This is a genomic window from Sphingomonas qilianensis, from assembly GCF_039614825.1.
Taxonomy (GTDB): Bacteria; Pseudomonadota; Alphaproteobacteria; order Sphingomonadales; family Sphingomonadaceae; genus Sphingomonas; species Sphingomonas qilianensis.
In genome coordinates this window covers 163,606-187,818 of record NZ_JBDIMF010000003.1, presented here as the reverse complement: position 1 = coordinate 187,818, position 24,213 = coordinate 163,606, and the positions used below count along the sequence as shown (strand labels likewise).

Sequence of the window (24,213 nt, the reverse complement as noted above, 5' to 3'; positions counted from 1 at the left end):
CGTAAAGCGGCGCTCAAACTTCACGCACCGCAACAGATCGGTCCTCCATGCTCAGCGTCATCCGCCGCCTTATCCATTCCAAGGTCGGCCTGGTCATCACCTTCGGTTTTCTCGCCATCATCGGGCTCGCTTTTGCCGCCACCGATATCACCGGGCTGCAATCGACCGGCGCGCCGACGGGCGATTCGGTCGCCACGGTGGGCGACGCCAAGCTGAGCGGCACCGAGCTGCGCACGCGCACGCAGGACCAGCTCGAAGCCTATCGGCAACAACAGCCCAATCTCGACATGGGGCAATTCGTCGCCGGCGGCGGGCTGGATGCGACACTGAAGGAGCTGATCGCGGGCATGTCGCTCGAACAGTTCGGGCGCGATGTCGGCTTTGTCGTCAGCAAGCGCGCGATCGATGGCCAGATCGCCAGCATCCCCGCGCTGCAGGGCACCGATGGCACGTTCAGCCAGTTGCTGTACGATCGCCTGTTGCAGGAGCGCCGGCTGACCGACGCCCAGGTCCGCGCCGATGTCACGCGCGAGACGATCGCGCGTCAGCTGATCCTGCCGACGATCGGCGCCAGCCAGGTGCCGTCGCAGCTCGCACTGCCCTATGCCTCGCTGTCGCTGGAAAAGCGCGAGGGGCAGATCGGTATCATCCCGACGCGCGCCATCCCGGCCGGCGCACCGCCGAGCGACGCTGAGCTGGCCGCCTGGTACCAGCGCAACATCGCGCGCTACACGATCCCCGAGCGCCGCGTGGTGCGTTACGCGGTCGTCACCGCCGATCAGGTCAAGGCGCAGATCACGCCGACCGAGGCGGAACTGACCGCCGCCTATCAATCGCAGCGCGCCAGCTTCGCGCCGAGCGAAAAGCGCACCTTCCAGCAGGTCATCGTCGCCGATCAGGCCGCCGCGAACGCCATCGCCGCCAAGCTCAAGGCGGGCACGGCGATCGTCGAGGCGGCACGCGCGGCCGGGCTCGAACCCAGCACCTTCACCGCTACCGACAAGACGACCTACGCCGGGCAAAGCACGGCCGCGGTGGCCGACGCGATCTTCGCCGCGCCCAAGGGCGGCATTGTCGGCCCGGTGCGTGGCGCGCTGGGCTTTACGGTCGCGCGCATCGATGATGTCCGCCAGGTACCCGGCAAGACCTTCGCCGAGGCGCGCCCCGAATTGCTTGCCGCGGTGACCAAGGACAAGACCCAGCAGGTGCTGGGCAAGATCCACGATGCGATCGATGACGCCGCCGCCAATCGCGCGACGTTCGACGAGATCATCGCCGATCAGAAGCTTTCCGCGCAGTCCACGCCGCCGCTGCTCGGCGATGGTCGCGATCCGAGCAACCCGGCGATCAAGGCCGCGCCCGATTTCGTCCCGGTCGTAGCCGCTGCTTTCGCCGCGGAGCAGGGCGACGCGCCGCAAATGGTGCCGCTCGGCACCGATGGCGGTTTTGCCGTGGTCGGTCTGGGCCGCATCGTGCCGCCCGCCGCGCCGCCGCTCGCCGAAATCCGCGCCGTCGTCGCGCGGGACGTGACGCTCGACAAGGCACGGCGCCAGGCGCGTGCGATCGCCGCCGGCATCGTCGCGAAGGCGAGCAAGGGCGGGTCGTTCCCGGCGCTGTTCGCCGCCAGCGGGGTCAAGACGCCGCCGCTGCAGCCGATGAAGGTAGCCCGCGCGCAGCTCACCGCCAATCCGCGTGGCGCGCCCCCGCCGTTGACCTTGCTGTTCAGCATGTCGCAGGGCTCAACCAAGCTGCTCGAAGCGCCCAACAATGAGGGCTGGTTCATCGTCCATCTCGATCGCATCGAGCCGGGCAACGCCGCCGCGCAAAAGCCGGTGATCGATCAGATGCGCGCCGAGATCGGCCGGTCGATCGGGCGTGAATATGCCGAACAGTTCACGCAGGCGGTGCAAGCCAAGGTCGGCGTCAAGCGCAACGAGAAGAGCATTGCCGCAATCAAGGCGGAAATGGCCGGCGGCACGGCCGGCGCCAAACTGCCCTGATGGCCGATCATGATGCGGCCACGGCGCTGGCGGCGGGCCGGCCGGCCTTGGTCTGGCGCCGCCAGATCGCCGATACCGAGACGCCGGTTGCCGCCGCCCTCAAGCTGATCGAGCCCGGCCGCGGCGATTTTCTGCTCGAATCGGTTGAGGGCGGCGCGATCCGTGGGCGGCATAGCCTGATTGGCCTCGCGCCCGATCTGGTGTTCCGCGCGCACGGGCACAGCGCCGAAATCAACCGCGCATGGCTGATCGATCGCAGCGCTTTCGTGCCATGCGACGTTCCGACGCTGGACGCCCTGCGCGGCTTGGTCGCCGATTGCCGCATGGACGTGCCCGCCGAGCTGCCGCGCGCGCTGGCCTGCCTGGTCGGGTATTTCGGCTATGAGACGGTCGGCCTGGTCGAGCGCTTGCCCGTCCCCGCGACCGATGCGCTTGGTCTGCCCGATATGATGTTCGTGCGGCCCACGGTCGTGCTGATCTTCGATCGGCTTGCCGATGCCTTGTTTCTCGTCGCCCCGGCCTGGCCCGATGCCACGCGCGATCCTGCCGCGATCGTGGCGGAGGCCGAAGAGCGCATCGATGCCGTCGCCGCGCGGCTTGCCTCGGCCGGCCTGCCCGAGCCGGTGCGTCTCCACGATCCCACACCGGTCGCGCAGACACCGATCCTCCCCCCCGGGCGCTATGCCGATATGGTCGCGACCGCGCAGGATTATATTCGCGCCGGAGACATCTTTCAGGTCGTGCTGGCGCAGCGCTTTACCACGCCCTTCCCGCTCCCGCCGATCGAGCTGTATCGCGCATTGCGCCGGATCAATCCGTCGCCCTTCCTGTATCACCTCGATCTGCCGGGATTCTCGCTCACCGGCTCGAGCCCCGAAATTCTCGTCCGCGTGCGCGATGGCGAGGTAACGATCCGCCCGATCGCCGGCACCCGTCCCCGCGGCAAGACACCGGCTGAGGACGAGGCCAACCGCGCCGAACTGCTCGCCGATCCCAAGGAGCGCGCCGAGCATCTGATGCTGCTCGATCTTGGCCGCAACGATACGGGCCGAGTCTCGAGGGCAGGCAGCGTCACCGTCACCGACAGTTACACGGTCGAACTGTACAGCCATGTCATGCACATCGTCTCCAACGTGGTCGGCCGCCTGTCGCCGGCTCACGACGCCATCGATGCGCTGCTCGCCGGCTTCCCCGCCGGCACGGTCAGCGGCGCGCCGAAGGTCCGCGCGTGCGAGATCATCGCCGAGCTGGAGCCCGAAAAGCGCGGTGCCTATGCCGGTGGGGTCGGTTATTTCTCGCCCGATGGCTCGATGGACAGCTGCATCGTGTTGCGCACCGCATTGGTCAAGGATGGCGTGATGCATGTGCAGGCCGGCGCGGGCATCGTCGCCGACAGCGACCCCGCCTCCGAACAGCGCGAATGCGAAGCCAAATCGGGCGCGCTCTTCGCCGCCGCGCGCGAGGCCATCGCGCGCGCCAGCGACAGCCGCTTCGGGCAGTAGTCCCCAACCGTCATCCCAGCGAACGCCGGGATCTCAAGCCGATGCGCGGGCCAGGAGCCGCACGAGACCCCAGCTTTCGCCGGGGTGACGTCTACGGCCTCAAGGCACCGATTGAGCCGTCCGCTTCTGCTCACGCTTCTCTGCCGCCCAGTTGCGCAACAGCTTCTGCGTGCACCCCGTCTGGCCGCCCGAGCCGACCGGCGAACAGGTATCCGGCAACCCCGCGGCTTCGCGCCCGACTTCATCCATTGTCGCCGCGCGGTTGACCCAGCTCTGCTGGACCGCATCGGGCTTCGTTTCGCGGAGGGATTTGGGAATGCGATACGGTTCTTCCACCGTCCCGCACACGACCACTTCGCCCTCGGACGTCGCCGCCGGGCACGGTTCGCCACGCTGCAATTGCACGTTGCGGATGCGCTGCACCGGTTTGCCCGTCTCGGCCTGCTGCGCGGCATTGGACGTCTGCTGCTGCGCGAACCCGGTCGCGGGTGCCGCTAGCAAGGCGATGGCGAGCGATAGGCGGATCATGGTCAACTCCTGTTTTGCCACTCAACGTGCCCAGGCGTGGATTGCTCCACGCTGAATGATCGTCAAGGACAGCAACGAACCGGCACGGTTGCGCTGTAACGCGCTTAGGGTATGGCACCGGACATGATCCTGGTCATCGACAATTACGACAGCTTTACGTGGAACTTGGTCCATTATCTGATGGAGCTCGGCGCCGAGACGAAAGTGGTGCGCAACGACGCGCTGACGGTGCGCGAGGCAATCGAGAGCAATGCGCAGGCGTTTCTCATCTCGCCCGGGCCGCGCACGCCAACCGAAGCGGGAATCAGCCTCGATCTCGTTGCCGCCTGCGCGGAGGCGGGCAAGCCACTGCTCGGCGTGTGCCTCGGCCATCAGGCGATCGGCGAGCATTTCGGCGGCAACGTCGTGCGCGGCGGGCTGATGCACGGCAAGACCTCGCCCGTCACGCATGACGGCACCGGGCTGTTCGAAGGCCTGCCCAGCCCGTTCACCGCAACGCGCTATCACTCGCTGATCGTCGAGGACATTCCCGCGCACCTCGTGATCAACGCGCGCAGCGACGATGGCTCGGTGATGGGCTTCCGTCACGAGACGCTGCCGATCCACGGCGTACAGTTCCACCCCGAAAGCATCGCGACGGAACATGGCCACCAGATGCTGGCCAATTTCCTGCGGCTGGCGGGGCTGCCGGTGCCCGCGCGATGACCACGCTCGCGCTGCTGCCCGATCCCGGCACCCCGCTCAGCCGCGAGTCCGCCGCCCAGGCCTTTGCCGACATTCTCGACGCGCGCACCTCGGAAGATGCCGTCGCCGAGTTCCTCACCGCGCTCGCCATCCGCGGCGAAACCAGCATCGAGATCGCCGAGGCGGCCCGGGCGCTGCGCGCGCGCCTGATCCCGATCACCGCGCCGGCAAACGCGATCGACGTGTGCGGCACGGGCGGTGACGGGCATCATACGCTCAACGTCTCCACCGCGGTCAGCCTGATCGTCGCGGCCTGCGGCGTGCCCGTGGCCAAGCATGGCAACCGCGCCGCCTCGTCCAAGGCGGGCGCCGCCGACACGCTGGAGGCACTCGGGCTCGATATGGAGCGCGCCGGCGCGATGGCACAGGCGACGCTCGATGATCTCGGCATCTGCTTCCTGTTCGCCGCCAACCATCATCCGGCGATGAAACGCATCACGCCGATCCGCCGCCGCATCGGCCGCCGCACGATCTTCAACCTGATGGGCCCGCTGGCCAATCCGGCGCATGTCACGCGGCAATTGATCGGCATCGCCCGCCCCGATTATGCCGGCACCTATGCCGAAGCACTGGCGCAGCTCGGCACGGCATCCGCCATCGTCGTGTCGGGCGAAGAGGGGCTCGATGAATTGTCCGGCGCCGGCCCCAGCATCGTCGTGAATGTCGGCAGCGCCGCCTTCCCCCCGCGCATCGCGCCCGAGGATGCCGGCCTGCCGCGCCACCCGATCGCCGCGATCCACGGTGGCGACCCCGCCTTTAACGCCGCCGCGCTCAGCCGCCTGCTGCACGGCGAAACCGGCGGCTATCGTGACGCCGTGCTGCTCAACGCCGCCGCCGCCTTGATGGTCGCCGGCCATAGTTCTACCCTGCCCGAGGGCGCCGCGGCCGCCGCGGACGCGCTCGATGCCGGCCGCGCCAACGCGCTGCTCGATGCCTGGATCGCCTATTCATGACCGATATTCTCGACCGTATCCTGGAGACCAAGCGCGCCGAAGTCGCCGCGCGCAAGGCCACGATCAGCCTCGCCGAGCTCGATGCGCGGGGCGCCGCGCAGTCCAAACCGCGCGGCTTTCGCGCCGCGCTCGACGCGCAGGCGCAGACGGGCCACGCGCTGATCGCCGAGATCAAGAAGGCCAGCCCCTCCAAGGGCCTGATCCGCGCCGATTTCGATCCGCCGGCGCATGCCCGTGCCTATCAGGCGGGCGGGGCCGCCTGCCTGTCGGTGTTGACCGACGAGCCGTGGTTCCAGGGCGACGACCAGTATCTGATCGACGCGCGCGCGGCCTGCACACTGCCGGTGCTGCGCAAGGATTTCATGATCGATCCGTGGCAGGCGCCGGAGGCGCGCGCGATCGGCGCCGACGCCATCCTGCTGATCATGGCCGCGCTCGACGACACGTTGCTGGCGGAAATCGAAGCCAGCGCGATCGAGTGTGGCATGGATGTGCTGGTCGAGGTGCACGACAGCAAGGAGCTCGATCGCGCGCTGAAGCTCAAATCGCGGCTGATCGGCGTCAACAATCGCAATCTGCGCGATTTCACCGTGGATTTCGCGCGTACCTATGAGCTGGTGTCGAAAGCCCCCGCCGGCTGCACCTTCGTCGCCGAAAGCGGGCTGACCACGCGCGCCGATCTCGATGCGATGGCCGAACACGGCGTGACATGCTTCCTGATCGGCGAAGCGCTGATGCGGCAGGACGATGTCGAGGCGGCGACGCGGGCGTTGGTGGGTTGAGCGACCTTACCCATCTCGATTCCGCCGGCGCCGCGCACATGGTCGACGTTTCCGCCAAAGAAGTGACCGCGCGCGAAGCCACCGCCACCGGCCGCATCACCATGTCGCCGCAAGCCGCCAGCGCGATCCGCACCGGTGCCGCCGCCAAGGGCGATGTGCTGGCCGTCGCGCGCATCGCCGGGATCATGGCGGCCAAGCGCACCAGCGATCTCATTCCCTTGTGCCACCCGCTGCCGCTGACGCGTGTCGCGATCGAGCTCGTCACCGACGATAGCGGCGTCACCGCCACCGCCACCGCGCGCACCGACGGCAAGACCGGCGTGGAAATGGAAGCGCTCACCGCCGTGTCCGTCACGCTGCTGACGATCTACGACATGGCCAAGGCGATCGATAAGGGCATGCAGATCGACGGCGTGCGGCTGCTGACCAAGAGCGGTGGCAAATCGGGCGACTGGGTCGCGCAGGCCTGACCCCACACCCGTCATCCCGACTGTATTTCAGGATCCAGGCAGGATGCGCAGCGCTTGTTAGGGGCGCGCACCTCCCAAGGCCGTCACCCCGGACTCGTTCCGGGGTCCACCAGGCGGCTTTGGCTGAGGAATGTGCCCTGAGGGCATGAAGTGCGGCATGGTGGACCCCGGATCAAGTCCGGGGTGACGGTTCGGAAAGCTCGAATGCCTGCCAGCCAGTTCGATATCGTTACGGGGAACGGGCGGCGCGCGCCCCGCGCGCCGCCCGTTCAGCTCAGAACTTGCCGCTCAGCGACACGCCGATCACGCGCGGCTCGTTGAACACCGCCGCGTTGAAGTTCTCGATCACGCCTTTGAGGTTCTTCTCATTGGTGATGTTGCGCGCGAATGCGGCAATCTCATACTGCCGGTCCGGCGTGGTGTAGCCGACCTTCAGCCCGCCCTCGATATTGCCATCGGCATAGAATTCCGCCGTCTTGTACAGCACGAGGTTGGTATATCCTTGCGCGTTCCAGTCGGTCGAAACGAACAGATTGCCGTCGTTCCACAACGGAATGTCGTAGCGCACCGCGGCGTTCAGCTGCCATTTGGGCGCATTCGGCAGCGGATTGCCATCGATCTGCGCGAACGTGGTCTGCGTGCCGAACAGCGGGCGAACGATCGTCGGATCCTGCACCGTGCAGGTCACGGTCGCGCCGATCGCGCAGACCTGCGCATAGACGTTCTTGTCCTTGATCTCGGTATGCAGCGCGCTGCCGCCCAGCGAAATGCTGATGTTGCGGATCGGCCGCCACTCCAGCTCGGCCTCGACGCCATAGGCATTGGCGTGATCGGCGTTGAACAGCACGCCGTTGCCATTGGCGTCGTTGCCGTTGAGCTGGATGTCATCCACGCGGTAGGTGAAGCCCGTCACGTTGAAGCGCATGTTGCTGAACGGGCGCGTTTTGAGGCCCGCCTCGTACGACATGATCGTCTCCGAATCCGCCGTCGTGAAGGCCGATCCGAACACCGCCGAACGCCCCTGGATCGTCGGCCCGCGGAAGCCGCGCGCGACGCGGCCGTACAGGCTGATGTCGTTCGATGCCTCGTACAGCGCCGACACGTCGAAGCTCGGCTCCTTGCCCTTCAGGCGCACGTCGCGCGGCGCGGTGGCTGGGAAGTTGACCACGCCCGCCGCCGTATAAGCCGGCGTGGTCAGGATCGTGCGCTTGTTATCTTCGGTGTAGCGGCCGCCGGCGGTCAGTGTCAGCTTCTCGGCGATGCGATAGCTGATCTGGCCGAACGCCGCCCACGACGTATTGATGTCATGCAGCTGCACCAGATTGCGGGCATTATAGCCGGTGGCGGTCGGCAGCAGCAATGAAGCGCGCTGGCGGAACTCGGTGTCGTCGCGCTGGTCGAAATAGAAGCCGCCGATCTGCCATTTGAAATCGGTGTCGCCGTTGCTGGAAAGGCGCAGTTCCTGCGTCCACTGATCGAGATCGCGGATGCGCCCCTGGCTTTGCCCGGGATTGCCGGTCGGGAAGCGCACCGTCGTGCCGCCATCGGTATCGCCGCGGCTATAGCCCTTGGTCGTCTCGTAAGCGGTGATCGACGTCAGCGTCGCCGCGCCGAAATCCCATGCCGCATTCACCGACGCGCCATAGGTCTTGTAGGCCTGCGGGTTGCCGACCGCTTCGTCGAGCGCGACGCTGTAACGCGGTTCGCGCTGGATATTGTTCGATCCGCGCACCAGCGCGCCGCGATGGAAGATCGTCGATGTGCCCTTGTAATCGCGCGCATGGCCCGAGACGTTGATGCTCAGCGTGTCGGTCGGCGTGAACAGCAATTGCAGCCGCACGTCCTTCTCGTCGAACCCGCCCAGCGCGTTCTTGCCGCCCTTGGTGCCGTCAGGCCCGGTGCCGGCGAACGTATTGTCCACCCAGTCGTCGCGATGCTGGTACAGGCCGGACAGGCGGAACGCGATCTTGTCGGCCACGATCGGGCCACCAATGCCGGCATCCGCCGTGATCGTGTTGTAGCTGCCATAGGATGCCGTGCCGCGGCCTTCGAACGTCTGGCTGGGCCGGATCGTGTCGAACTTGATGATGCCCGCGGTCGTGTTGCGACCGAATAGCGAGCCCTGCGGCCCGCGCAGCACTTCCACCTGCTGCACGTCGAACACCGGGTTCGATTTCAGCACGACATGCTCGAGCACGACATCGTCCTGGATGATCGACACGGGCTGCGACGCGCCGAGATAGAAATCGATATTGCCCAGGCCGCGAATGTAAAAGCGCGGGAAGATGCGCCCCGTGGTGCTTTCCGCATACAGGCCCGGTACGCGGCCGGCGAGGCTCAGAATGTCTTCGCCTCCGCTCTGGAAATCGCGCAGCGAATCGCCACCGACCACGGCGACCGACACCGGCACCTTCTGCAAATTCTCCGAGCGGCGCTCCGCTGTCACCACGACCTCGCCCAGATCGCTGTCCGTGCCGGCATCGCTCACTGCCACGTCGGGCGCATTCTGTGCCGACGCGGTCGTCGCACTCAGCAGCGCGCCAAAGGCAGCGCCGACGAGCAGGGTCGATTTGATGACGGTCGTGTTGAACATTGCGTGTCCCCCCAGGGCGTAGATCGTTGATGCACAGCGGCGCGCACGGCATTTCGCCACCGTTGACCGGTGCCGACATGGTGAGGTGGAAAGACGATGCCTTGCGCTTGGCGCGGCCCTAGGCGGCCAATAAGACGGATTCGTGACGCCCCAGCAACAGGCCAGCAATAGTGTCGCACTGTGTGATCGACGCCACACTGTTGTCTGGCAGATGCTGCTGGACCTTTGCCCGCGCCGCGCGATAGGCAATGGCATGACCCTGCTTCCCGTCGCCGACGCGCAAGCGCGCCTGTTCGCGCTCGCCCCCGCCATCACGACGGAAACCGTGCCGCTCGCCGCTGCCGTTGGCCGCTGGGCCGCTGCCGACGTGCTGGCCCGCCGCACCCAGCCCGCCAGCGATCTTTCCGCCATGGATGGCTATGCCATCCGCTATGCCGACCGCCCCGGCCCCTTCGCGCTGATCGGCGAGAGCGCTGCGGGGCGTCCCTTTGCCGGCACGATGGCGGCGGGCGAGACGGTGCGCATCTTCACCGGCGCGGCCATGCCCGACGGCGCCGACAGCGTGCTGGTGCAGGAAGAAGCCTCGCGCGAGGGCGACACGATCCACCTGACGGGTGATGGCCCGCGCCGCCACGGCGGCAATGTCCGCGTGCAAGGGCTCGATTTCCACGACGGCGACGTGCTGGTCGCCAAGGGCGAGCGGCTTACGCCCGCCCGCCTCGCCGTCACCGCGATCGGCGGCCATGGCGTGCTGCCCGTCGCCCGGCGGCTGCGCGTAGCGATCGCCGCCACCGGCGATGAGCTGGTCCCCGCCGGGCGCGATCTCGCCCCCGGCCAGCTCCCCGAATCCAACGGGCTGATGCTCGCCGCGATGCTGGCCGCGCTCCCCGTCGAGGTGATCGATCTCGGCATCATCCCCGACGACCTCGCGATCATGACCGCCGCCTTTGCCGGGATCGATGCGGATATTCTCGTGACGACCGGTGGCGCCTCGGTCGGCGATCACGATCTCGTCCGCCCCGCGCTCGACGCCGCCGGCGGCAGCCTCGATTTCTGGAAGATCGCGCTGCGCCCCGGCAAGCCGATGATGGCCGGCCGGCTGGGTGGCGCGGTCGTGCTCGGCCTGCCCGGCAACCCTGTCTCCGCCTTCGTCACCGCGCAGCTCTTTCTGCTGCCGTTGATCGCCATGATGTCCGGTGCGCGCGATCCGCTGCCGACCACCATCGCCGCGCCGCTCGGCGAGCCGCTCCCCGCCAACGACCACCGCACCGATTATCTGCGCGGCGAATTGCGCGACGGGCAGGCTTTCGCCTCGACCATCCAGGACAGTTCGATGCTGCGCACGCTGGCCCGCGCTACCTGCCTGATCCTGCGCCCGCCGCAGGCGGCGGCAGCGCAAATTGGCGACTCGGCGGAAATCCTTATCCTGGCTTGACTTGATGGAAACTGTTCCATAAAGGTTCCGCGTCTGTTCTGACGGAGGAACGCAATGCTAACGCGCAAGCAGCACGAGCTTATCTGCTTCATCAGTGATCGCCTGGAGGAAACCGGCGTGTCGCCCTCGTTCGAGGAAATGAAGGATGCGCTCGATCTCAAATCCAAGTCGGGCGTGCACCGCCTGATCAGCGCGCTCGAAGAACGTCAGTTCATCCGTCGCCTGCCCAATCGCGCGCGCGCGCTTGAAGTGCTCAAGATGCCCGAGCGCGGGGATGTGGTGAAGCTGACCAGGAAGACGGCCGCGCCAATGTCGCCGGCAATGTCGCCAGCGTCTCAACTTTCTCAACATTCGCGCCCCGAACCGGCCAACGACGTGATCGAAATTCCGTTGCACGGCCGCATCGCTGCCGGTCTGCCGATCGAGGCGTTCGAGAGTAGTGCAATGCTTTCGGTGCCCGCAGCCTTGCTCGGCAAGGGCGATCATTATGCGCTCGAAGTGTCGGGCGATTCGATGGTCGAGGCCGGCATTCTGGATGGCGATTACGCGCTGATCCGTCGGCAGGACGTGGCCCGCGATGGCGAGATCGTCGTCGCGCTGATCGAGGATGCCGAGGCGACGCTCAAATATTTCCGTCGCGAAGGTGCCATGGTCCGGCTCGATCCCGCCAACCGCGCTTACGATCCCCAGCGTTACGCGCCGCAGCAGGTCCGTGTGCAGGGCAAGCTCGCCGGATTGCTGCGCCGCTACGACTAACCTTCGCCTAGCTTTCCGAGTTTCGCGCTTTCCTGGCGGAGGCCGGGCCCCAGAAGTGGCGGACGCGGTAATTGGCAAAGGCCGGGTCACTTTAGTGATGCTACCGGACCCCGGTCCGCGCCGGGCGAGTGCCTTTGAAAAGGTGGTTTTGTTTTAGGGAGGGCGGGAGCCGCCACGGATGCCGATCCCCCGGCGCCCGCACCGTCCGCACCATGCCGTGCGCCAACGCGATCGCCACGCCCCCGGTGCGCGCCAGCATCGGCCGATCCAGGGTCAGCCATCGCGCCGAACACCCCCGCGGCAGACGCCGCTCGCTGACCACGATATCGGCGTCGCGACACGCCGCGAGCAGTTCCCGCACCGGCACGAGATAAGCACTCCGCGTCGCCAGAACCCGCCACCGCCGCCCGCCGGCCACCCGCTCGATCAGACACAGATCCCGCGTGCACCGCGCCTCCGGCTGCTCGGCGAGCAGCAACGGCGCGCCATCCACCCCGCCATTCTCCGCCAGCATATCCGAGGTGTAGTCCCCCACCCGGTCGCGCAGCATCGCCAGCCCGCCCTCCGCCGTGCGCACCGCAACATGCCGTCCGTCGCCGGTCACCAGCAGGTCCGGCGACGGTGCCACCAGCGCCCAGCCCAGCCCCACCAGCAGCGGCGCCAGCCCCAACCGTCGCCACCGTGTCCGCCACAAGGCGAGCCACAAGCCACCCGCTACCATCAGCCCAAACGCGGCCGCGGGCATCGCCGGCAACGCGGCAACCGACCCCGGCAAGGCCGCCGTCGTCCGTGCCATCCACAACAGCAAGCGCAGCGCATGATCCGTCAGCCACCAGCCCGGCGCCCCAAGCCCCACCGCATCGAGCGCCAGCGAAAGCGCCTCCAGCGGCATCACCACGAACGTCGTCAGCGGGATCGCCACGATATTGGCCAGCGCGCCATACAAACCGGTCTTGTGAAAATGAAACAGCGCGATCGGCATCAACGCCAGCTCCACTGCCAGGCCGGTCAACACCAGTGCCGCCAGCCACCTGGCAAGTTTCGGCAACCGCCCTTCGCCACGGGGGGCAAACCATGCCGTCACGCGCGGATGCTCGTGCAGCGCCACGATGGCGGTAATGGCGGCGAACGAGAGCTGAAAACTGGGCCCCGCCAGTGCCTCGGGCCACAGCAGCAGCACGACCACCGCGCCCGCCGCGACCAGCCTGAGCGTCATCGCCTCGCGCCCCATCGCCAGCGCGACCAGCACCAGCAAGGCGGCGACACACGAACGGATCGTCGGCACCTGCGCGCCCGTCAATATGGTGTATCCGACCGCCGCCGCCGCCCCGGCCGCCGCGGCGATCAGCGGCAGCCGCACGTGCAGCGCCAGCCACGGGCTCAGCGCCAGCGAGCGCATCACCACGAGCATCACCAGTGCCACCACCGCGGTGATATGCAAGCCGCTGACAGACAACAGATGGGCGAGCCCGGCGCGCCGCATCGCCTCCGCATCATCCTCGGCGATCGCACCCTGATCACCCGTCGCCAGCGCGGAGGCGATGCCGCCCGCACTGCCATCAACACGCGCCTGGATGTGCCGCGAAAGCCGGTCGCGCAAATCGGCCCCCACAGCCTCTCCCGGCTTGACGATCGTCACCGGTGCAAAGCCCCGCCCGGTCGCCCCGATGCGATCGAACCAGGCGACACGCGCATAATCATACGCTCCCGGGACGGCCGGCTCGGGCGGCGGCATCAGCCGCGCACGGAGCCCGATCGTAGCGCCCCGCGTCAGCCCCGCCGGCACGTCCTTCTCCGCCAGATTGACGCGCACGAAGGCCGGCAACACCGTTGGCTGGCCGCGCCGAACCGGCATGCGCTCGACGATCCTGATCGGCGCCAGGCGCAAGCGCACCAGATCGCGTGCCGCCAGCGGTTCGAGGCTCACCACTTTTGCCTCGAACGCTACGATCACCGGTCGCGTCAGCACCTCGCCGGCGACACGCTCGGCCCGCCACCATATCAACGCCAGGCCCAGCGCCACGCTCACGAAGCCGACCGCCAGCGCCCGCGACGCCCGCCCGCCCGATCCCACGGCCAGCGCAGCCAGGCCGCCGGCCGCGCACAGCAGCAGCACCGTCGCCCACGCGGCTTCATCGGGCAGGACAAACCATAAGCTGATTCCCGCCCCCAGCATCACCGGCAGCCACAGCACGATCTGGTCGCGCTCCGCCTCCAGCCACTGCTCGAGCCCCAGGCGTGTCATGCCGAGACGCCCCGCGATTTGGCGCGGCCAAGGTCGCATGCTAGGGGCGTCGGCGGCTGAGCTGGCCATAGTTCACAAGTCTGAAAGGATGCGCGTTTGGGCGCAATAGCCACCCCCGAAGCTTCGGCTTCCGGTACTTCTTCCGCGACCCCCGATATGGGCAAGGTCGTCACCCGGTTCGCGCCTTCGCCGACCGGTTTTCTGCATATCGGCGGCGCGCGCACGGCCTTGTTCAACTGGCTGTTCGCGCGCCATCATGGCGGCGAGTTCCTGCTGCGCATCGAGGATACCGATCGCGCGCGCTCGACGCAGCCGGCGATCGACGCGATCCTCGATTCGATGAGCTGGCTCGGGCTCAACTGGGATGGCGACACCGTCTACCAGTTCGAACGCGCCGCGCGGCATGCAGAGGTCGCGCATCAATTGCTCACCGCCGGCCACGCCTACAAATGCTACGCCACCGCCGAAGAGCTGTCGGCGCTTCGCGAGCAGCAGAAGGCCGCCAAGCAGCCGATGCGCTACGACGGCCGCTGGCGCGATCGCCCCGATAGCGATGCCCCCGCCGGCGCGCCCTTCGTGGTGCGCATCAAGGCGCCCAAGGAAGGCGCGACGACGATCCAGGATCAGGTCCAGGGGCCAGTAACCGTGCAGAATGCCGAGCTCGACGATTTCGTCCTGCTGCGGTCGGACGGTACGCCGACCTATATGCTTGCAGTAGTGGTCGATGATCACGACATGGGCGTAACGCACGTGATCCGGGGAGACGATCACCTCAACAACGCCTTCCGCCAGATGACGGTCATTCGCGCTATGGGTTGGCCCGAGCCGGTCTACGCGCATATCCCGCTGATCCACGGCACCGATGGCGCCAAGCTCAGCAAGCGCCACGGGGCGGTCGGCGTCGATTCCTATCGCGACGAGCTCGGCATCCTGCCCGAGGCGCTGGATAATTATCTGCTGCGTCTTGGTTGGGGCCATGGCGACGATGAAGTGATTGGCCGCGAGCAGGCAGTCGAATGGTTCGATCTCGCCGGCGTTGGGCGATCACCCTCGCGGTTCGATCTGAAGAAGCTCGAAAACCTCAACGGCCACTATCTCCGTTTCGCCGACGACGCCCGGCTGGCCGACCTGGTGGCGGCGCGACTCGATTTTACGGTATCTACCGACCAACTGGAATTGCTGCGCCGCGCCATGCCCGCGCTCAAGCCGCGCGCGGCCAATCTTAACGACCTCGCCAGCGGCACCGCGTTCTTGTTTCGCTTGCGTCCCCTTGTGCTCGATCCGGCCGCCGCCGATCTGCTCACCGTGGAATCGCGTGCCCTGCTCGCATCTGCGCATGTCAAACTTGACGCGCTGCAAAGCTGGGATACGGAGAGCTTAGAACATGCGGTTCGGCAGACGGCCGAGGAGGCCGGGATCAAACTCGGCCAAGTTGCGCAGCCGTTACGCGCGGCGCTGACCGGCAAGAAGACCTCGCCCGGCATCTTCGAGGTGCTCGATCTGCTCGGTCGCGACGAAAGCCTCGGCCGCATAAAAGACCAGATAAACGCCGTTTCGGCACAATAAAGGACGATTGATGAGCGATTCCGCAAAGCTGAACGTCGGCACCAAAGATCTCGAACTGGCCGTGATGCAGGGCAGCGTCGGCCCCGACGTGATCGATATCCGCAAGCTCTATGCCCAGACCGGCAAGTTCACCTACGATCCCGGCTTCACCTCGACCGCCTCGTGCGACAGCGCGATCACCTATATCGATGGCGATGAAGGCGTGCTGCTGCACCGGGGCTATCCGATCGGGCAGTTGGCCGAGCAATCGAGCTTCATGGAAGTCAGCTATCTGCTGGTTAACGGCGAACTGCCGTCCAAGGCCGAGCTGGACAATTTCACCTACACGATCAGCCGTCACACGATGCTGCACGAGCAGCTCGCCACCTTCTATCGCGGCTTCCGCCGCGATGCGCATCCGATGGCGATCATGTGCGGTGTGGTCGGCGCGCTCAGCGCTTTCTATCAGGATTCGGCCGACATCAGCGATCCGCAGCAGCGCATGATCGCCAGCCACCGGCTGATCGCCAAGATGCCGACGATCGCGGCGATGGCGTATAAATATTCCATCGGCCAGCCGTTCATGCACCCGGACAATTCGCTGAGCTATACCGGCAATTTCCTGCGCATGACGTTCGGCGTTCCCGCCGAGCCCTATATCGTCAACCCGATCGTCGAAAAGGCGATGGACCGCATCTTCATCCTGCATGCCGATCACGAGCAGAACGCCTCGACCTCGACCGTCCGGCTGGCCGGTTCGTCGGGGGCCAACCCCTTTGCCTGCATCGCCGCCGGCATTGCCTGCCTGTGGGGCCCGGCGCATGGCGGCGCCAACGAAGCCGCGCTCAACATGCTGCGCGAGATCGGCACGGTAGATCGCATTCCGGAATATATCGCCCGCGCCAAGGACAAGAACGATCCGTTCCGCCTGATGGGCTTCGGCCACCGCGTGTATAAGAATTACGATCCGCGTGCGACCGTCATGCAGCAGACCGTGCGCGAAGTACTGGGCGAACTGGGCGTGACCGATCCGATCTTCGATGTGGCGCTGAAGCTCGAGGAAATGGCGCTCAACGATCCGTACTTCATCGAGAAGAAGCTGTTCCCCAACGTCGATTTCTATTCCGGCGTGATCCTCTCGGCGATCGGCTTCCCGACCACCATGTTCACCGCGCTGTTCGCGCTCGCGCGCACGGTCGGCTGGGTGGCGCAGTGGAACGAGATGATCTCCGATCCGGAGCAGAAGATCGGCCGCCCGCGTCAGCTCTATACCGGGCCGACCGAGCGTGATTATGTGGGCGTGGAGCAGCGCTGATGCGGATCCCCCGGGCCTTGCTGCTGATCATCGGCCTCGTCGCGCTGGCGCTGGGCTTGCTGTTCATCGGCCAGGGCCTGGGGATCATCCTGTGGCCGGCGTCGAGCTTCATGCTACAGGAGCGCGAGTGGGCGGTGCGCGGGGCCTTGCTGGCACTCGCCGGGGCGGTCGCCATCTGGCGCGCGCGGCGCTGAGGCGGCGGCCTGCCGGATCCCATGGGCCTTACCCGCCTGCCCGCCCGCATTTACAGTATCGTCGCTGCGTCGGTCACCGTGCTGGCGATGCCGGCGCAGGCGCAGCAGCACGACGCGCAATTATGGACGCAGGTGAACGTCAACTTGCCGGTGACCAAGCAGGTCAAGGTGACACTGGAGCAGATCGCCCGCTTCAGCGATCGGCAGGACGGGCTGTTCCAAACCGAATATGGCGTGTTGCTCGGGCTACGCGTGGCCGAGGGCATCGAGCTCGCCGCGGGCTATCGCCGCGTTGGCGCGCATAACGGCAATACCGGTGCCAATGAGAACCGCCTGCGCCAGCAGGTCGTCGGCACGTTCGGCCGCGTGACGACACGGTTCCGCCTCGATGAGCGCTTCAATCCGCGTGGCAACGAGATCGGCGTGCGCATCCGCCCACTGTTGCGCTACAATCACCCGCTGCGCGCCACTGGGCTGGCGCTGTTCGCCAGCCACGAAAGCTTCATCCTGCCCAACAGCACCGCCTGGGGGCAACGCAGCGGCTATGAACGGATGCGCAATATCCTCGGCATTACCGTCCCGCTCGGCCGCGTCATGGCAGCGGATATCGGCTATCTCAACCAGTTCCGCCCGGCCCGCGCCGCAGCGCGCGCGCAGATGGACCATGCCTTGAGCCTGCAGCTGACGATCAATCTGCGCGACGCTTTATCCACCAGCGTCAACGACTAATCGGACTGGTTTCAGGGCGTCAGCTGCGCGCCGCCCGGCGTCGTATCCGCCTCACGCTCGGCCACATAATTCACCACCCATTTGGGATAGCCCTCAGGCGTCAGCACGATGTCGGGCACGGCGACCGGATCACCGCCTGTCTCGATCCACCCCGCACCGTGGCAATAGGCGCAGACCGCGCGCTTGCAGCGGAAGCTGACCAGATCGATCTCGGTGTTCCACTGGCCATAGCCCAGGCAGATCGGGCAGCGGGCATCGAGCGTGCCGTTGCGTATCTGGAGCGGGATGTTGTCGAAGGCGTGCGGACTATCGGGGCCGTCGCACAGGACGATATTGCTGGCATGGGGCATCGGACGGTCAACGCGGGGAGACGGATTCGGTTCAGGACCATTTGGGCGCAGCAGCAATTGTCGGGCAAGCGGAACGGGCTGCCGCGCTCGGCGGTTAGAGCGCGACCATCGGGCAATTCGGTCCCGGGTACGAACAAGGATCGCACCAATGTCTGCACCCGAAGATCTCATGGAAATCTACACCGACGAGCTGAAGGATCTGTGGTCCGCCAACGACCAGATGAAGAAGGTGCTGAAAAAGATCACCGCCAAGGCAAGCGACAAGGCGCTGAAGGACATGCTGACCAATTCGCAGGCCGGCATCGAAAAGCATACCGACGTGCTGAAGGAGCTGATCGCGGCCAATGACGAGAAGGTGTCCAAGGAGCATTGCAAGGGCATGGAAGGCCTCGTTGCCGAGGCGACCAAGCATGTGCTCGAAGAGGGGCCGGAAAAGGGTCCGCTGCTCGATGTGATGATCATCGCGCAATATCAGCGCATGACGCATTACGGCATTGCCGGCTTCGGCACCGCGGCGGCCTTCGCCAAGGCGCTGGGCCTCAAGGACGACAGCAAGAAGCTGAGCGCCGCGACCAAGGAAATCTATGGTGGCGACGAATATATGACCAAATTGGCTGAAACGAGCGTCAATCTGCAGGCAGAAGACGCTTAGAGCCGCCAATGCCCGTCGACTTTCGGGTCGGCGGGCATTTTGCCGTGCTGACGATAAGGGATGTGACCATGACGACTTACCCGCTGAGCGAGCCGGCGACAATTTATCGCAGTGACGCGCACCAATCGGACGCCGTGGTGTCGCGCGGGTCATTATCCGATTGCGCTGACCTGCTGCAGGATTGGTCGACCGAAGACCGCGCCGCCGTGCGGATCGAGATCGACGACATGGAGTTGCGCTATGGCCCCGAGCAGATCGAGGAACTGCTCAAATTTCTCCGCGAGGAGGATGACGCGCCGTTACCCGCCGTGGCGACCGGGAACCTTCTCTAGCGGCGGCGGTTGGGAAAATGGGTGGGCCGCGAAAGGTCTCCAATCATGCAGTCTGCGACATTTCTATCCTCGCTCAATCTTGGCACGCTTGTCATCGTCGTGGTCATCGTGGCGATCGGCTTTGCCTATTTCCTGCGCAAACGCTCCAACCGCCATCCGCTGGACGGCCGCGAGGAGCGTAACGTCGCGCGCGATCTGGATGCCGGTCGCGAGCCGCCCGATCACTCACCGCGCGCCTAGCGCTTAATCCGGCCTGCCGCGGCGGCCCAATGGAGTATCTACATGGCCGGAACGGCATTGGTGGTTGGCGCAAGCGGGATCGTGGGCAGCGCAACGGCGAAATTACTGGTCGAGCAGGGCTGGGATGTACACGGCCTCGCGCGTCGCCCGACCGCGCAGGACGCCGTAACCGGCGTGGCCGCGGATCTGCTCGATGCCGCTGCCACCAAGTCGGCGCTGGCCGATCTCCGGCCCGACGCGGTGTTCATTACCACGTGGCTGCGCCAGGATAATGAGGCGGAGAATATCCGCGTCAATGCGGCGATGGTGCGCAATCTGCTCGACGGGCTGCGCCCGACGGAGGGCCCGCGCCATGTCGCGTTGGTCACCGGGCTGAAGCATTATCTCGGGCCGTTCGAAGCCTACGGCAAAGGCGCGCTGCCGCAGACGCCGTTCCGCGAGGAGCAGGGCCGGCTCGAGGTGGAGAATTTCTATTATGCGCAGGAGGACGAAGTGTTCGCCGCCGCCGCCCGCGATGGCTTCACCTGGAGCGTGCACCGCCCGCATACGGTGATCGGCAAGGCGGTGGGCAATGCCATGAACATGGGCACGACGCTGGCCGTCTATGCCACCTTGTGCAAGGAAACCGGGCGTCCGTTCCGCTTCCCCGGCTCGGCCGCGCAATGGGAAAGCCTGACCGACATGACCGATGCGCGCCAGCTGGCGCGGCAATTGCTGTGGGCAGCGACGACGCCGGCGGCGGCCAACGAGGCGTTCAACATCGTCAATGGCGATGTCTTCCGCTGGAGCTGGATGTGGGCGCGGATCGCCGCTTGGTTCGGCGTCGAGCCTGCGCCGTTCGACGGCACGGTGCAGCCGCTGGAAACGCAGATGGCGGACGATGCCGGCTTGTGGCGCCAGATCGCCGCGCGCGAGGGGCTGGCCGAGCCCGATCTGTCGCGGCTGGCTTCGGCCTGGCATACCGATGCCGATCTCGGCCGGCCGATCGAGGTGGTCACGGATATGTCGAAAAGCCGCCGGCTGGGGTTCACCGCCTATCAGCCGACGGATGATGCCTTCTTCGACCTGTTCGCCGAGCTGCGCACCGAGCGACTGATCCCGTGACCCGGCGCGTCATCTCGGCACCGGCCGGGATGACGGCGGGCGGCACTACCCGCGATACGGCAGTGTGAATACGAAGCGTGCCCCCTGCCCCGGCGCGCTATCCACCGTAATATCACCGCCCATCGCGCGTGCCAGCCGCCGCGCGATATACAGGCCAAGCCCGCTGCCACCCGGTTCGCGCGGATCGACGCGTTCGAATTTGTCGAAGATGCGCGCCTGATCCTCACGCGCGATGCCCTTGCCGTGATCCGCCACGATCACCGCGGCGATATTGCCACCGCGTTCGGTGCGGATCCACACCATCCCGCCTTCGGGCGAATAGCGCACCGCATTGCCGATCAGATTGACCAGCACTTGCAAGGCGCGGCGGAATTCGCCGCTGGCCGGCAGCACTTCGCCGAGCGGCGGCTTGTCGATCCGCACCTTCGCCTCGCCGGCGCGCACGCTGAGCAGTCCGGCGGCGCGGCGCGCGACATCGGCAAGGTCGAGCGCGTCGCTGGCCACCGCGAAGTCGGGCCGCTCGATCGCCTGCAGATCGACCAGATCGTCGACCAGACCCATCAGATGACGCCCCGCGCTCGCGATATCCGCAGCATAATCGGCATAATCCTGCCTGAGCGGGCCTTCGGCTTGCGCGCTGATACTATCGGCATTTGCGATGATCCGCCCCAGCGGGTGGCGCAGCGCCGCGTCCAGCCGCTCGGCAAACGCGGTCGGCAGCCCTTCCTCCGCCGAGGGCGGCGCGGGCGTGGCCGCGCCGGGATCGATCAGATGCGCGCCGCCGATAAAGCCCGTGAAGATCCCCGCCTTGTCGGTGCGCGGGGTCGCGGCCAGGCGGACACTTTGCGTCGTGCCGCGGATCGTCGCACGTTGATCATCGAAGCGCTGGCGCAGGGCGAGACCGCCAAGGATCGGAAACACGCCCTCATTATCCTCGCCCAGAATAAACAGGCGAGTCAGCGGCTGTCCCAGCACCGCGTCGGGATCGAAACCATGAAGCGCCCCGGCGAAAGGCGATACGAAAGTGAGCCGCAACGCAGCGTCCGCTTCCCACAGCCAATCCGCGCCGCTGCGCAGGAAATCGCCGTCCCGCTCGTCCAGGGCCCCGCCCGGCGCCCAGGGCGCGCGCAGTCGCCAGCCGGTAATCTCTAGCCGTACGCCCGCCGGCTCGGGATAGGCGCGGACCCACAGATCGACATCGCCATCGCCGTCCCCCGCCACCGCGGCGCGCGAAATGAGCGTTCCCAGGCGCTGTGCCAATCGCGCGAGCGCGGCGATGCCCGGCACCGCCAGCGGCTGGCCGATCACACCGCCGGCACGCTCATTGAGCTCGCTCAACCGTTGATCCGCTTCGATCAGGCCACCGTGCGGATCGACCAACCCGCGCACCGGTGCCATGCCGGGTTCGGGGACGTTCATGTCGCCTCGCCCAGCGCCAGCAACGCGGCGCGCAGATCGGGATGCATCTTCAGCGCCGCCAGCCCGGCCTGCGCGGCATCGGGCTGCAGCGCCATCGCATCGTCGAGCGTTGCCGCGAACGCATCGAGATTACGACGCGGATCCGCCTCGCACAAAGCAAGGCCGATGCGGGCGATTGTTCCGCGATCCAGATCGAGCGCGCGCAGGGCGAGCAGCAACTGGTTGCCGGCCGGATCGGCGACAAAATCGCGCACCAGATCATAATCCATCGCTACGCTGTCGGCGAGCAATGCCGTGAACATTACAAGGCGCCGATCACCCAAAGCCTCGATCAGCATATCCACCAGTTGCCCGCGAGACGGGGCGACGACCCGCGCCAGCCGCATTGCCGCTGCCTCCAGCGCCTCGCCCTCGTCGTGCGCCGCCAGAACCCGTGAGGCAGCATCGGTCAGCGCGGCATCGCGCAGCGCCGCATCGTCGACATCATCCAGGCGTTGGCGCAACGCGGCGGTGATCCACCACACCAAGCGGTGATGCAATTCGGCCGGCAGATCGCTTGCCATGCCCCCGTCGCGGATTGCGCGGCGGCGATTTTCGGCAACGAACAACGCGCGGGCGGCACCTGCCACGACACGGTCGGAATGGTTGGCCAGCCGCGTTAGCAGGCTAGGATAATCGGCCCGTAGCGGCGCTTCGGCGGGCAGCGCATCGCCGATCTGTTCCTGCCGCGCGCGCGCGATCACTTCACGCATCAGCGCCACGTCACGGAGCACCCCGGCCTCGGCCAAACGTCCGAGCAGCGAGACCGCAGGTTGCGCCAGCCGCAAGGCCAGTTCCGGTGCATCGCGCGTCGTCAGCAGGCGCGCCGCATGCGCCGCGATGGCGCCTTCGGTGACCGCGACGATCGCCGCGAGCGAACGCGCGACGCCGGCGCGCAGGCGATCGTCCAGCCGCCCGTCTTCGCCCAGGAAAAAGTCGTCGATCGCTGTCGTCAGCCGGGCGTGTGCCAGTGCCGGTGCCGTCGCGGCGCGCGCGATCAGCGCGGCCGGCACCGCCGAAACCCCATCATCCGTGTCGCGAAAAGAACTGGCCATGCAGCCCCCATGGGGGAAATGTCGTTAAAACGACCCTAAGGCCTGTCGCGCAATCCCTCAATCGCCGCGGCCAGCGTGGTCGTGGCATAGGCGCCGGCCGCTGCCAAAGCGATCAGCGGCATCCCGGCGATCGACAGCGGCAGCATGATCAGCAGATACGCCACCGGGCTGCCCCACCAGCGCCGCTTGGCGCCCGGCCCGGCGGCCCGCTCGGCCAGCGCGGCGGCCACGACAGCGGCGATGCCCAACGTCCAGCCCGTGGCGGTGTCGTCGCTCGTGCTGGTGACATGGCCCAGTAGCAGCGCGGCCAGCGCCGCCATGCCAGGAATGGCATTACGCTGAAACGCCGCCAGCGGCTCTTCGTCGCGCAGCCAAGACAGCGCCGCACCGATCGTAAATACCAGGATGGCGAGGATCGCCAGCGCGATGCCCGGGGCGGCGCGGTCGAAGAAAATGGCAGCCACGGCGGCTAGCCCGAGCACAATCCCGCTCGCGGCCACAGCCATGCTGTGTACGGTGCGTGCCATCAATGGCGGCAAGGCAAGCCGCGCCAGCGGCGCGAGAATGTAGCGATCCGCCCACACCACCGGTTTCGACACCAATACCGCCAGCATTATCGTGCCGCGCGCCGCCAGCGCGCGCGAATCGCGCTCAATGCCGTGCGCGCCGCCCGATAGTGCCGCGGGCAGGCGAACATGCGCCGCCTCGCCCTGCGCCGCGACGCGCAGCAGCGTCGATTGGAAATCATAATCCTTGGGCATCGCCGCCACTTCGGCCACGCGCTTGGCATCAAGCCGCGCCACCCCGGCCCAGGCGGTCTCCGCGCCAACCCGCTCGAACCCCGGCGCCGCCTCCAGATCCGACACGGTCAGCAAAGCGTCGCCGCCCTCTTCCGTCAGCAGCGACAACACATCGCCCGTGGTGACCAGCCCATCCGCGAGCACCAGCACCCGCGCGAGCGGGTGCAATTTGTCCGCCGCCTCGACCGCGGTGCGCACGACATCGACCGATGCGCCGCGCCGTCCGATACGCGCGATCGCGCCGAGCAATTCCGGCGTCAGCCGCGTCACCACGACGAGCAATTGGCTTACGCCGGCGCCGATCAGCAAGCGCGCCTGGAATTCGATCAGCGTCAGCCCACCGAACGGCAGCGTCGCCGCCAGCGTGCCCACGCGGTCATCGGCATCATCGGTCGCAAAGATAAGTCCTGCCAGCATCATCGGGCTGTTAG

23 protein-coding genes are annotated in these 24,213 nt (G+C 66.8%); 16 read left to right on the top strand and 7 right to left on the bottom strand.

All coding sequences use genetic code 11. The features are described from left to right. Positions 1 to 47: 47 nt before the first annotated feature. Complete coding sequence (locus ABC969_RS09650) at positions 48 to 2,000, top strand: peptidylprolyl isomerase (RefSeq protein ID WP_345864480.1); 1,953 nt, start codon at positions 48 to 50, stop codon at positions 1,998 to 2,000. Then, the gene (locus tag ABC969_RS09645; protein WP_345864479.1) at positions 2,000 to 3,502 is read left to right on the top strand and encodes an anthranilate synthase component I family protein; all 1,503 of its coding nucleotides are present in this window, start codon (positions 2,000 to 2,002) and stop codon (positions 3,500 to 3,502) included. The genes ABC969_RS09650 and ABC969_RS09645 overlap by 1 nt, the downstream gene beginning before the upstream one ends. A gap of 99 nt (positions 3,503 to 3,601) precedes the next feature. Here the strand turns inward: ABC969_RS09645 and ABC969_RS09640 are convergent, their stop codons facing one another. Then, positions 3,602 to 4,030, bottom strand: coding sequence for a hypothetical protein (locus ABC969_RS09640; protein ID WP_345864478.1), 429 nt, complete (start codon positions 4,028 to 4,030; stop codon positions 3,602 to 3,604). A 123-nt stretch (positions 4,031 to 4,153) separates the two neighbouring features. Here ABC969_RS09640 and ABC969_RS09635 point away from each other — a divergent pair, with 123 nt between their 5' ends. From ABC969_RS09635 to moaC, 4 genes are read left to right on the top strand one after another with little or no spacing between them, the layout of a single operon-like run. Then, complete coding sequence (locus tag ABC969_RS09635) at positions 4,154 to 4,735, top strand: anthranilate synthase component II (protein ID WP_345864477.1); 582 nt, start codon at positions 4,154 to 4,156, stop codon at positions 4,733 to 4,735. Then, positions 4,732 to 5,727, top strand: coding sequence for an anthranilate phosphoribosyltransferase (trpD, locus tag ABC969_RS09630; protein ID WP_345864476.1), 996 nt, complete (start codon positions 4,732 to 4,734; stop codon positions 5,725 to 5,727). The genes ABC969_RS09635 and trpD overlap by 4 nt, the downstream gene beginning before the upstream one ends. Beyond that, complete coding sequence (trpC, locus tag ABC969_RS09625; RefSeq protein ID WP_345864475.1) at positions 5,724 to 6,509, top strand: indole-3-glycerol phosphate synthase TrpC; 786 nt, start codon at positions 5,724 to 5,726, stop codon at positions 6,507 to 6,509. Before trpD ends, trpC begins: the two co-directional genes overlap by 4 nt. Further along, entirely contained in the window at positions 6,506 to 6,979 is a 474-nt protein-coding gene (gene moaC, locus ABC969_RS09620) for a cyclic pyranopterin monophosphate synthase MoaC (protein ID WP_345864474.1), read from the top strand. Before trpC ends, moaC begins: the two co-directional genes overlap by 4 nt. Before the next feature lie 274 nt (positions 6,980 to 7,253). Here the strand turns inward: moaC and ABC969_RS09615 are convergent, their stop codons facing one another. Further along, positions 7,254 to 9,572, bottom strand: a complete 2,319-nt coding sequence (locus ABC969_RS09615) for a TonB-dependent receptor (RefSeq protein WP_345864473.1) — start codon at positions 9,570 to 9,572, stop codon at positions 7,254 to 7,256. 253 nt (positions 9,573 to 9,825) lie between these two features. Between ABC969_RS09615 and ABC969_RS09610 the strand changes: the two genes are divergently transcribed. Continuing rightward, complete coding sequence (locus tag ABC969_RS09610; protein WP_345864472.1) at positions 9,826 to 11,007, top strand: molybdopterin molybdotransferase MoeA; 1,182 nt, start codon at positions 9,826 to 9,828, stop codon at positions 11,005 to 11,007. A 54-nt stretch (positions 11,008 to 11,061) separates the two neighbouring features. Continuing rightward, complete coding sequence (lexA, locus tag ABC969_RS09605; protein WP_345864471.1) at positions 11,062 to 11,763, top strand: transcriptional repressor LexA; 702 nt, start codon at positions 11,062 to 11,064, stop codon at positions 11,761 to 11,763. A gap of 100 nt (positions 11,764 to 11,863) precedes the next feature. Here the strand turns inward: lexA and ABC969_RS09600 are convergent, their stop codons facing one another. Continuing rightward, positions 11,864 to 14,008, bottom strand: a complete 2,145-nt coding sequence (locus ABC969_RS09600; RefSeq protein ID WP_345864470.1) for a ComEC/Rec2 family competence protein — start codon at positions 14,006 to 14,008, stop codon at positions 11,864 to 11,866. Between the two features lie 156 nt (positions 14,009 to 14,164). Between ABC969_RS09600 and gltX the strand changes: the two genes are divergently transcribed. From gltX to ABC969_RS09580, 4 genes are read left to right on the top strand one after another with little or no spacing between them, the layout of a single operon-like run. After that, complete coding sequence (gltX, locus tag ABC969_RS09595; protein WP_345864469.1) at positions 14,165 to 15,574, top strand: glutamate--tRNA ligase; 1,410 nt, start codon at positions 14,165 to 14,167, stop codon at positions 15,572 to 15,574. 10 nt (positions 15,575 to 15,584) lie between these two features. Then, positions 15,585 to 16,868 carry a citrate synthase gene (locus ABC969_RS09590; protein WP_345864468.1) on the top strand — a complete coding sequence of 428 codons (1,284 nt, stop codon included), beginning with the start codon at positions 15,585 to 15,587 and terminating at the stop codon, positions 16,866 to 16,868. Then, positions 16,868 to 17,062 carry a hypothetical protein gene (locus tag ABC969_RS09585; RefSeq protein WP_345864467.1) on the top strand — a complete coding sequence of 65 codons (195 nt, stop codon included), beginning with the start codon at positions 16,868 to 16,870 and terminating at the stop codon, positions 17,060 to 17,062. The genes ABC969_RS09590 and ABC969_RS09585 overlap by 1 nt, the downstream gene beginning before the upstream one ends. Before the next feature lie 21 nt (positions 17,063 to 17,083). After that, the gene (locus tag ABC969_RS09580; RefSeq protein ID WP_345864466.1) at positions 17,084 to 17,791 is read left to right on the top strand and encodes a DUF2490 domain-containing protein; all 708 of its coding nucleotides are present in this window, start codon (positions 17,084 to 17,086) and stop codon (positions 17,789 to 17,791) included. 11 nt (positions 17,792 to 17,802) lie between these two features. On the opposite strand, the gene ABC969_RS09575 is transcribed toward ABC969_RS09580, so the two are convergent. Continuing rightward, positions 17,803 to 18,141 (bottom strand): hypothetical protein, encoded by a 339-nt coding sequence (locus ABC969_RS09575; protein ID WP_345864465.1) that lies wholly within the window; start codon positions 18,139 to 18,141, stop codon positions 17,803 to 17,805. A 148-nt stretch (positions 18,142 to 18,289) separates the two neighbouring features. On the opposite strand from ABC969_RS09575, the gene ABC969_RS09570 reads away from it, so the two are divergent. The 4 genes from ABC969_RS09570 (at position 18,290) to ABC969_RS09555 (ending at position 20,469) form a co-directional block, all read left to right on the top strand. Beyond that, complete coding sequence (locus ABC969_RS09570) at positions 18,290 to 18,793, top strand: DUF892 family protein (protein WP_345864464.1); 504 nt, start codon at positions 18,290 to 18,292, stop codon at positions 18,791 to 18,793. A 68-nt stretch (positions 18,794 to 18,861) separates the two neighbouring features. Further along, on the top strand, positions 18,862 to 19,125 hold the full coding sequence (locus ABC969_RS09565) for a hypothetical protein (protein WP_345864463.1): 264 nt from the start codon (positions 18,862 to 18,864) through the stop codon (positions 19,123 to 19,125). 45 nt (positions 19,126 to 19,170) lie between these two features. After that, a complete protein-coding gene (locus tag ABC969_RS09560) occupies positions 19,171 to 19,365 on the top strand; it encodes a hypothetical protein (protein WP_345864462.1) in 195 nt (64 codons plus the stop codon). Positions 19,366 to 19,407: 42 nt separating this feature from the next. Next, a complete protein-coding gene (locus ABC969_RS09555) occupies positions 19,408 to 20,469 on the top strand; it encodes an SDR family oxidoreductase (protein WP_345864461.1) in 1,062 nt (353 codons plus the stop codon). Positions 20,470 to 20,514: 45 nt separating this feature from the next. Here the strand turns inward: ABC969_RS09555 and ABC969_RS09550 are convergent, their stop codons facing one another. Genes ABC969_RS09550 through ABC969_RS09540 form a run of 3 tightly spaced genes read right to left on the bottom strand, consistent with a single transcriptional unit; the run spans position 20,515 to position 24,199 of the window. Continuing rightward, the gene (locus ABC969_RS09550; RefSeq protein ID WP_345864460.1) at positions 20,515 to 21,888 is read right to left on the bottom strand and encodes a sensor histidine kinase; all 1,374 of its coding nucleotides are present in this window, start codon (positions 21,886 to 21,888) and stop codon (positions 20,515 to 20,517) included. Continuing rightward, positions 21,885 to 22,982, bottom strand: a complete 1,098-nt coding sequence (locus tag ABC969_RS09545) for a DUF2336 domain-containing protein (RefSeq protein ID WP_345864459.1) — start codon at positions 22,980 to 22,982, stop codon at positions 21,885 to 21,887. Before ABC969_RS09545 ends, ABC969_RS09550 begins: the two co-directional genes overlap by 4 nt. Before the next feature lie 35 nt (positions 22,983 to 23,017). Further along, positions 23,018 to 24,199 (bottom strand): hypothetical protein, encoded by a 1,182-nt coding sequence (locus ABC969_RS09540; protein ID WP_345864458.1) that lies wholly within the window; start codon positions 24,197 to 24,199, stop codon positions 23,018 to 23,020. Between the last annotated feature and the right edge of the window lie 14 nt (positions 24,200 to 24,213).

Excerpts from the sequence above, each read along its gene's own strand:
- ABC969_RS09650 (WP_345864480.1), top strand. The coding sequence starts at position 48 with ATGCTCAGCGTCATCCGCCGCCTTATCCATTCCAAGGTCGGCCTGGTC.
- ABC969_RS09645 (WP_345864479.1), top strand. The coding sequence starts at position 2,000 with ATGGCCGATCATGATGCGGCCACGGCGCTGGCGGCGGGCCGGCCGGCC.
- ABC969_RS09640 (WP_345864478.1), bottom strand. The coding sequence starts at position 4,030 with ATGATCCGCCTATCGCTCGCCATCGCCTTGCTAGCGGCACCCGCGACC.
- ABC969_RS09635 (WP_345864477.1), top strand. The coding sequence starts at position 4,154 with ATGATCCTGGTCATCGACAATTACGACAGCTTTACGTGGAACTTGGTC.
- trpD (WP_345864476.1), top strand. The coding sequence starts at position 4,732 with ATGACCACGCTCGCGCTGCTGCCCGATCCCGGCACCCCGCTCAGCCGC.
- trpC (WP_345864475.1), top strand. The coding sequence starts at position 5,724 with ATGACCGATATTCTCGACCGTATCCTGGAGACCAAGCGCGCCGAAGTC.
- ABC969_RS09615 (WP_345864473.1), bottom strand. The coding sequence starts at position 9,572 with ATGTTCAACACGACCGTCATCAAATCGACCCTGCTCGTCGGCGCTGCC.
- ABC969_RS09610 (WP_345864472.1), top strand. The coding sequence starts at position 9,826 with ATGACCCTGCTTCCCGTCGCCGACGCGCAAGCGCGCCTGTTCGCGCTC.
- lexA (WP_345864471.1), top strand. The coding sequence starts at position 11,062 with ATGCTAACGCGCAAGCAGCACGAGCTTATCTGCTTCATCAGTGATCGC.
- ABC969_RS09600 (WP_345864470.1), bottom strand. The coding sequence starts at position 14,008 with ATGACACGCCTGGGGCTCGAGCAGTGGCTGGAGGCGGAGCGCGACCAG.
- gltX (WP_345864469.1), top strand. The coding sequence starts at position 14,165 with ATGGGCAAGGTCGTCACCCGGTTCGCGCCTTCGCCGACCGGTTTTCTG.
- ABC969_RS09590 (WP_345864468.1), top strand. The coding sequence starts at position 15,585 with ATGAGCGATTCCGCAAAGCTGAACGTCGGCACCAAAGATCTCGAACTG.
- ABC969_RS09585 (WP_345864467.1), top strand. The coding sequence starts at position 16,868 with ATGCGGATCCCCCGGGCCTTGCTGCTGATCATCGGCCTCGTCGCGCTG.
- ABC969_RS09580 (WP_345864466.1), top strand. The coding sequence starts at position 17,084 with ATGGGCCTTACCCGCCTGCCCGCCCGCATTTACAGTATCGTCGCTGCG.
- ABC969_RS09575 (WP_345864465.1), bottom strand. The coding sequence starts at position 18,141 with ATGCCCCATGCCAGCAATATCGTCCTGTGCGACGGCCCCGATAGTCCG.
- ABC969_RS09570 (WP_345864464.1), top strand. The coding sequence starts at position 18,290 with ATGTCTGCACCCGAAGATCTCATGGAAATCTACACCGACGAGCTGAAG.
- ABC969_RS09565 (WP_345864463.1), top strand. The coding sequence starts at position 18,862 with ATGACGACTTACCCGCTGAGCGAGCCGGCGACAATTTATCGCAGTGAC.
- ABC969_RS09560 (WP_345864462.1), top strand. The coding sequence starts at position 19,171 with ATGCAGTCTGCGACATTTCTATCCTCGCTCAATCTTGGCACGCTTGTC.
- ABC969_RS09555 (WP_345864461.1), top strand. The coding sequence starts at position 19,408 with ATGGCCGGAACGGCATTGGTGGTTGGCGCAAGCGGGATCGTGGGCAGC.
- ABC969_RS09550 (WP_345864460.1), bottom strand. The coding sequence starts at position 21,888 with ATGAACGTCCCCGAACCCGGCATGGCACCGGTGCGCGGGTTGGTCGAT.
- ABC969_RS09545 (WP_345864459.1), bottom strand. The coding sequence starts at position 22,982 with ATGGCCAGTTCTTTTCGCGACACGGATGATGGGGTTTCGGCGGTGCCG.
- ABC969_RS09540 (WP_345864458.1), bottom strand. The coding sequence starts at position 24,199 with ATGCTGGCAGGACTTATCTTTGCGACCGATGATGCCGATGACCGCGTG.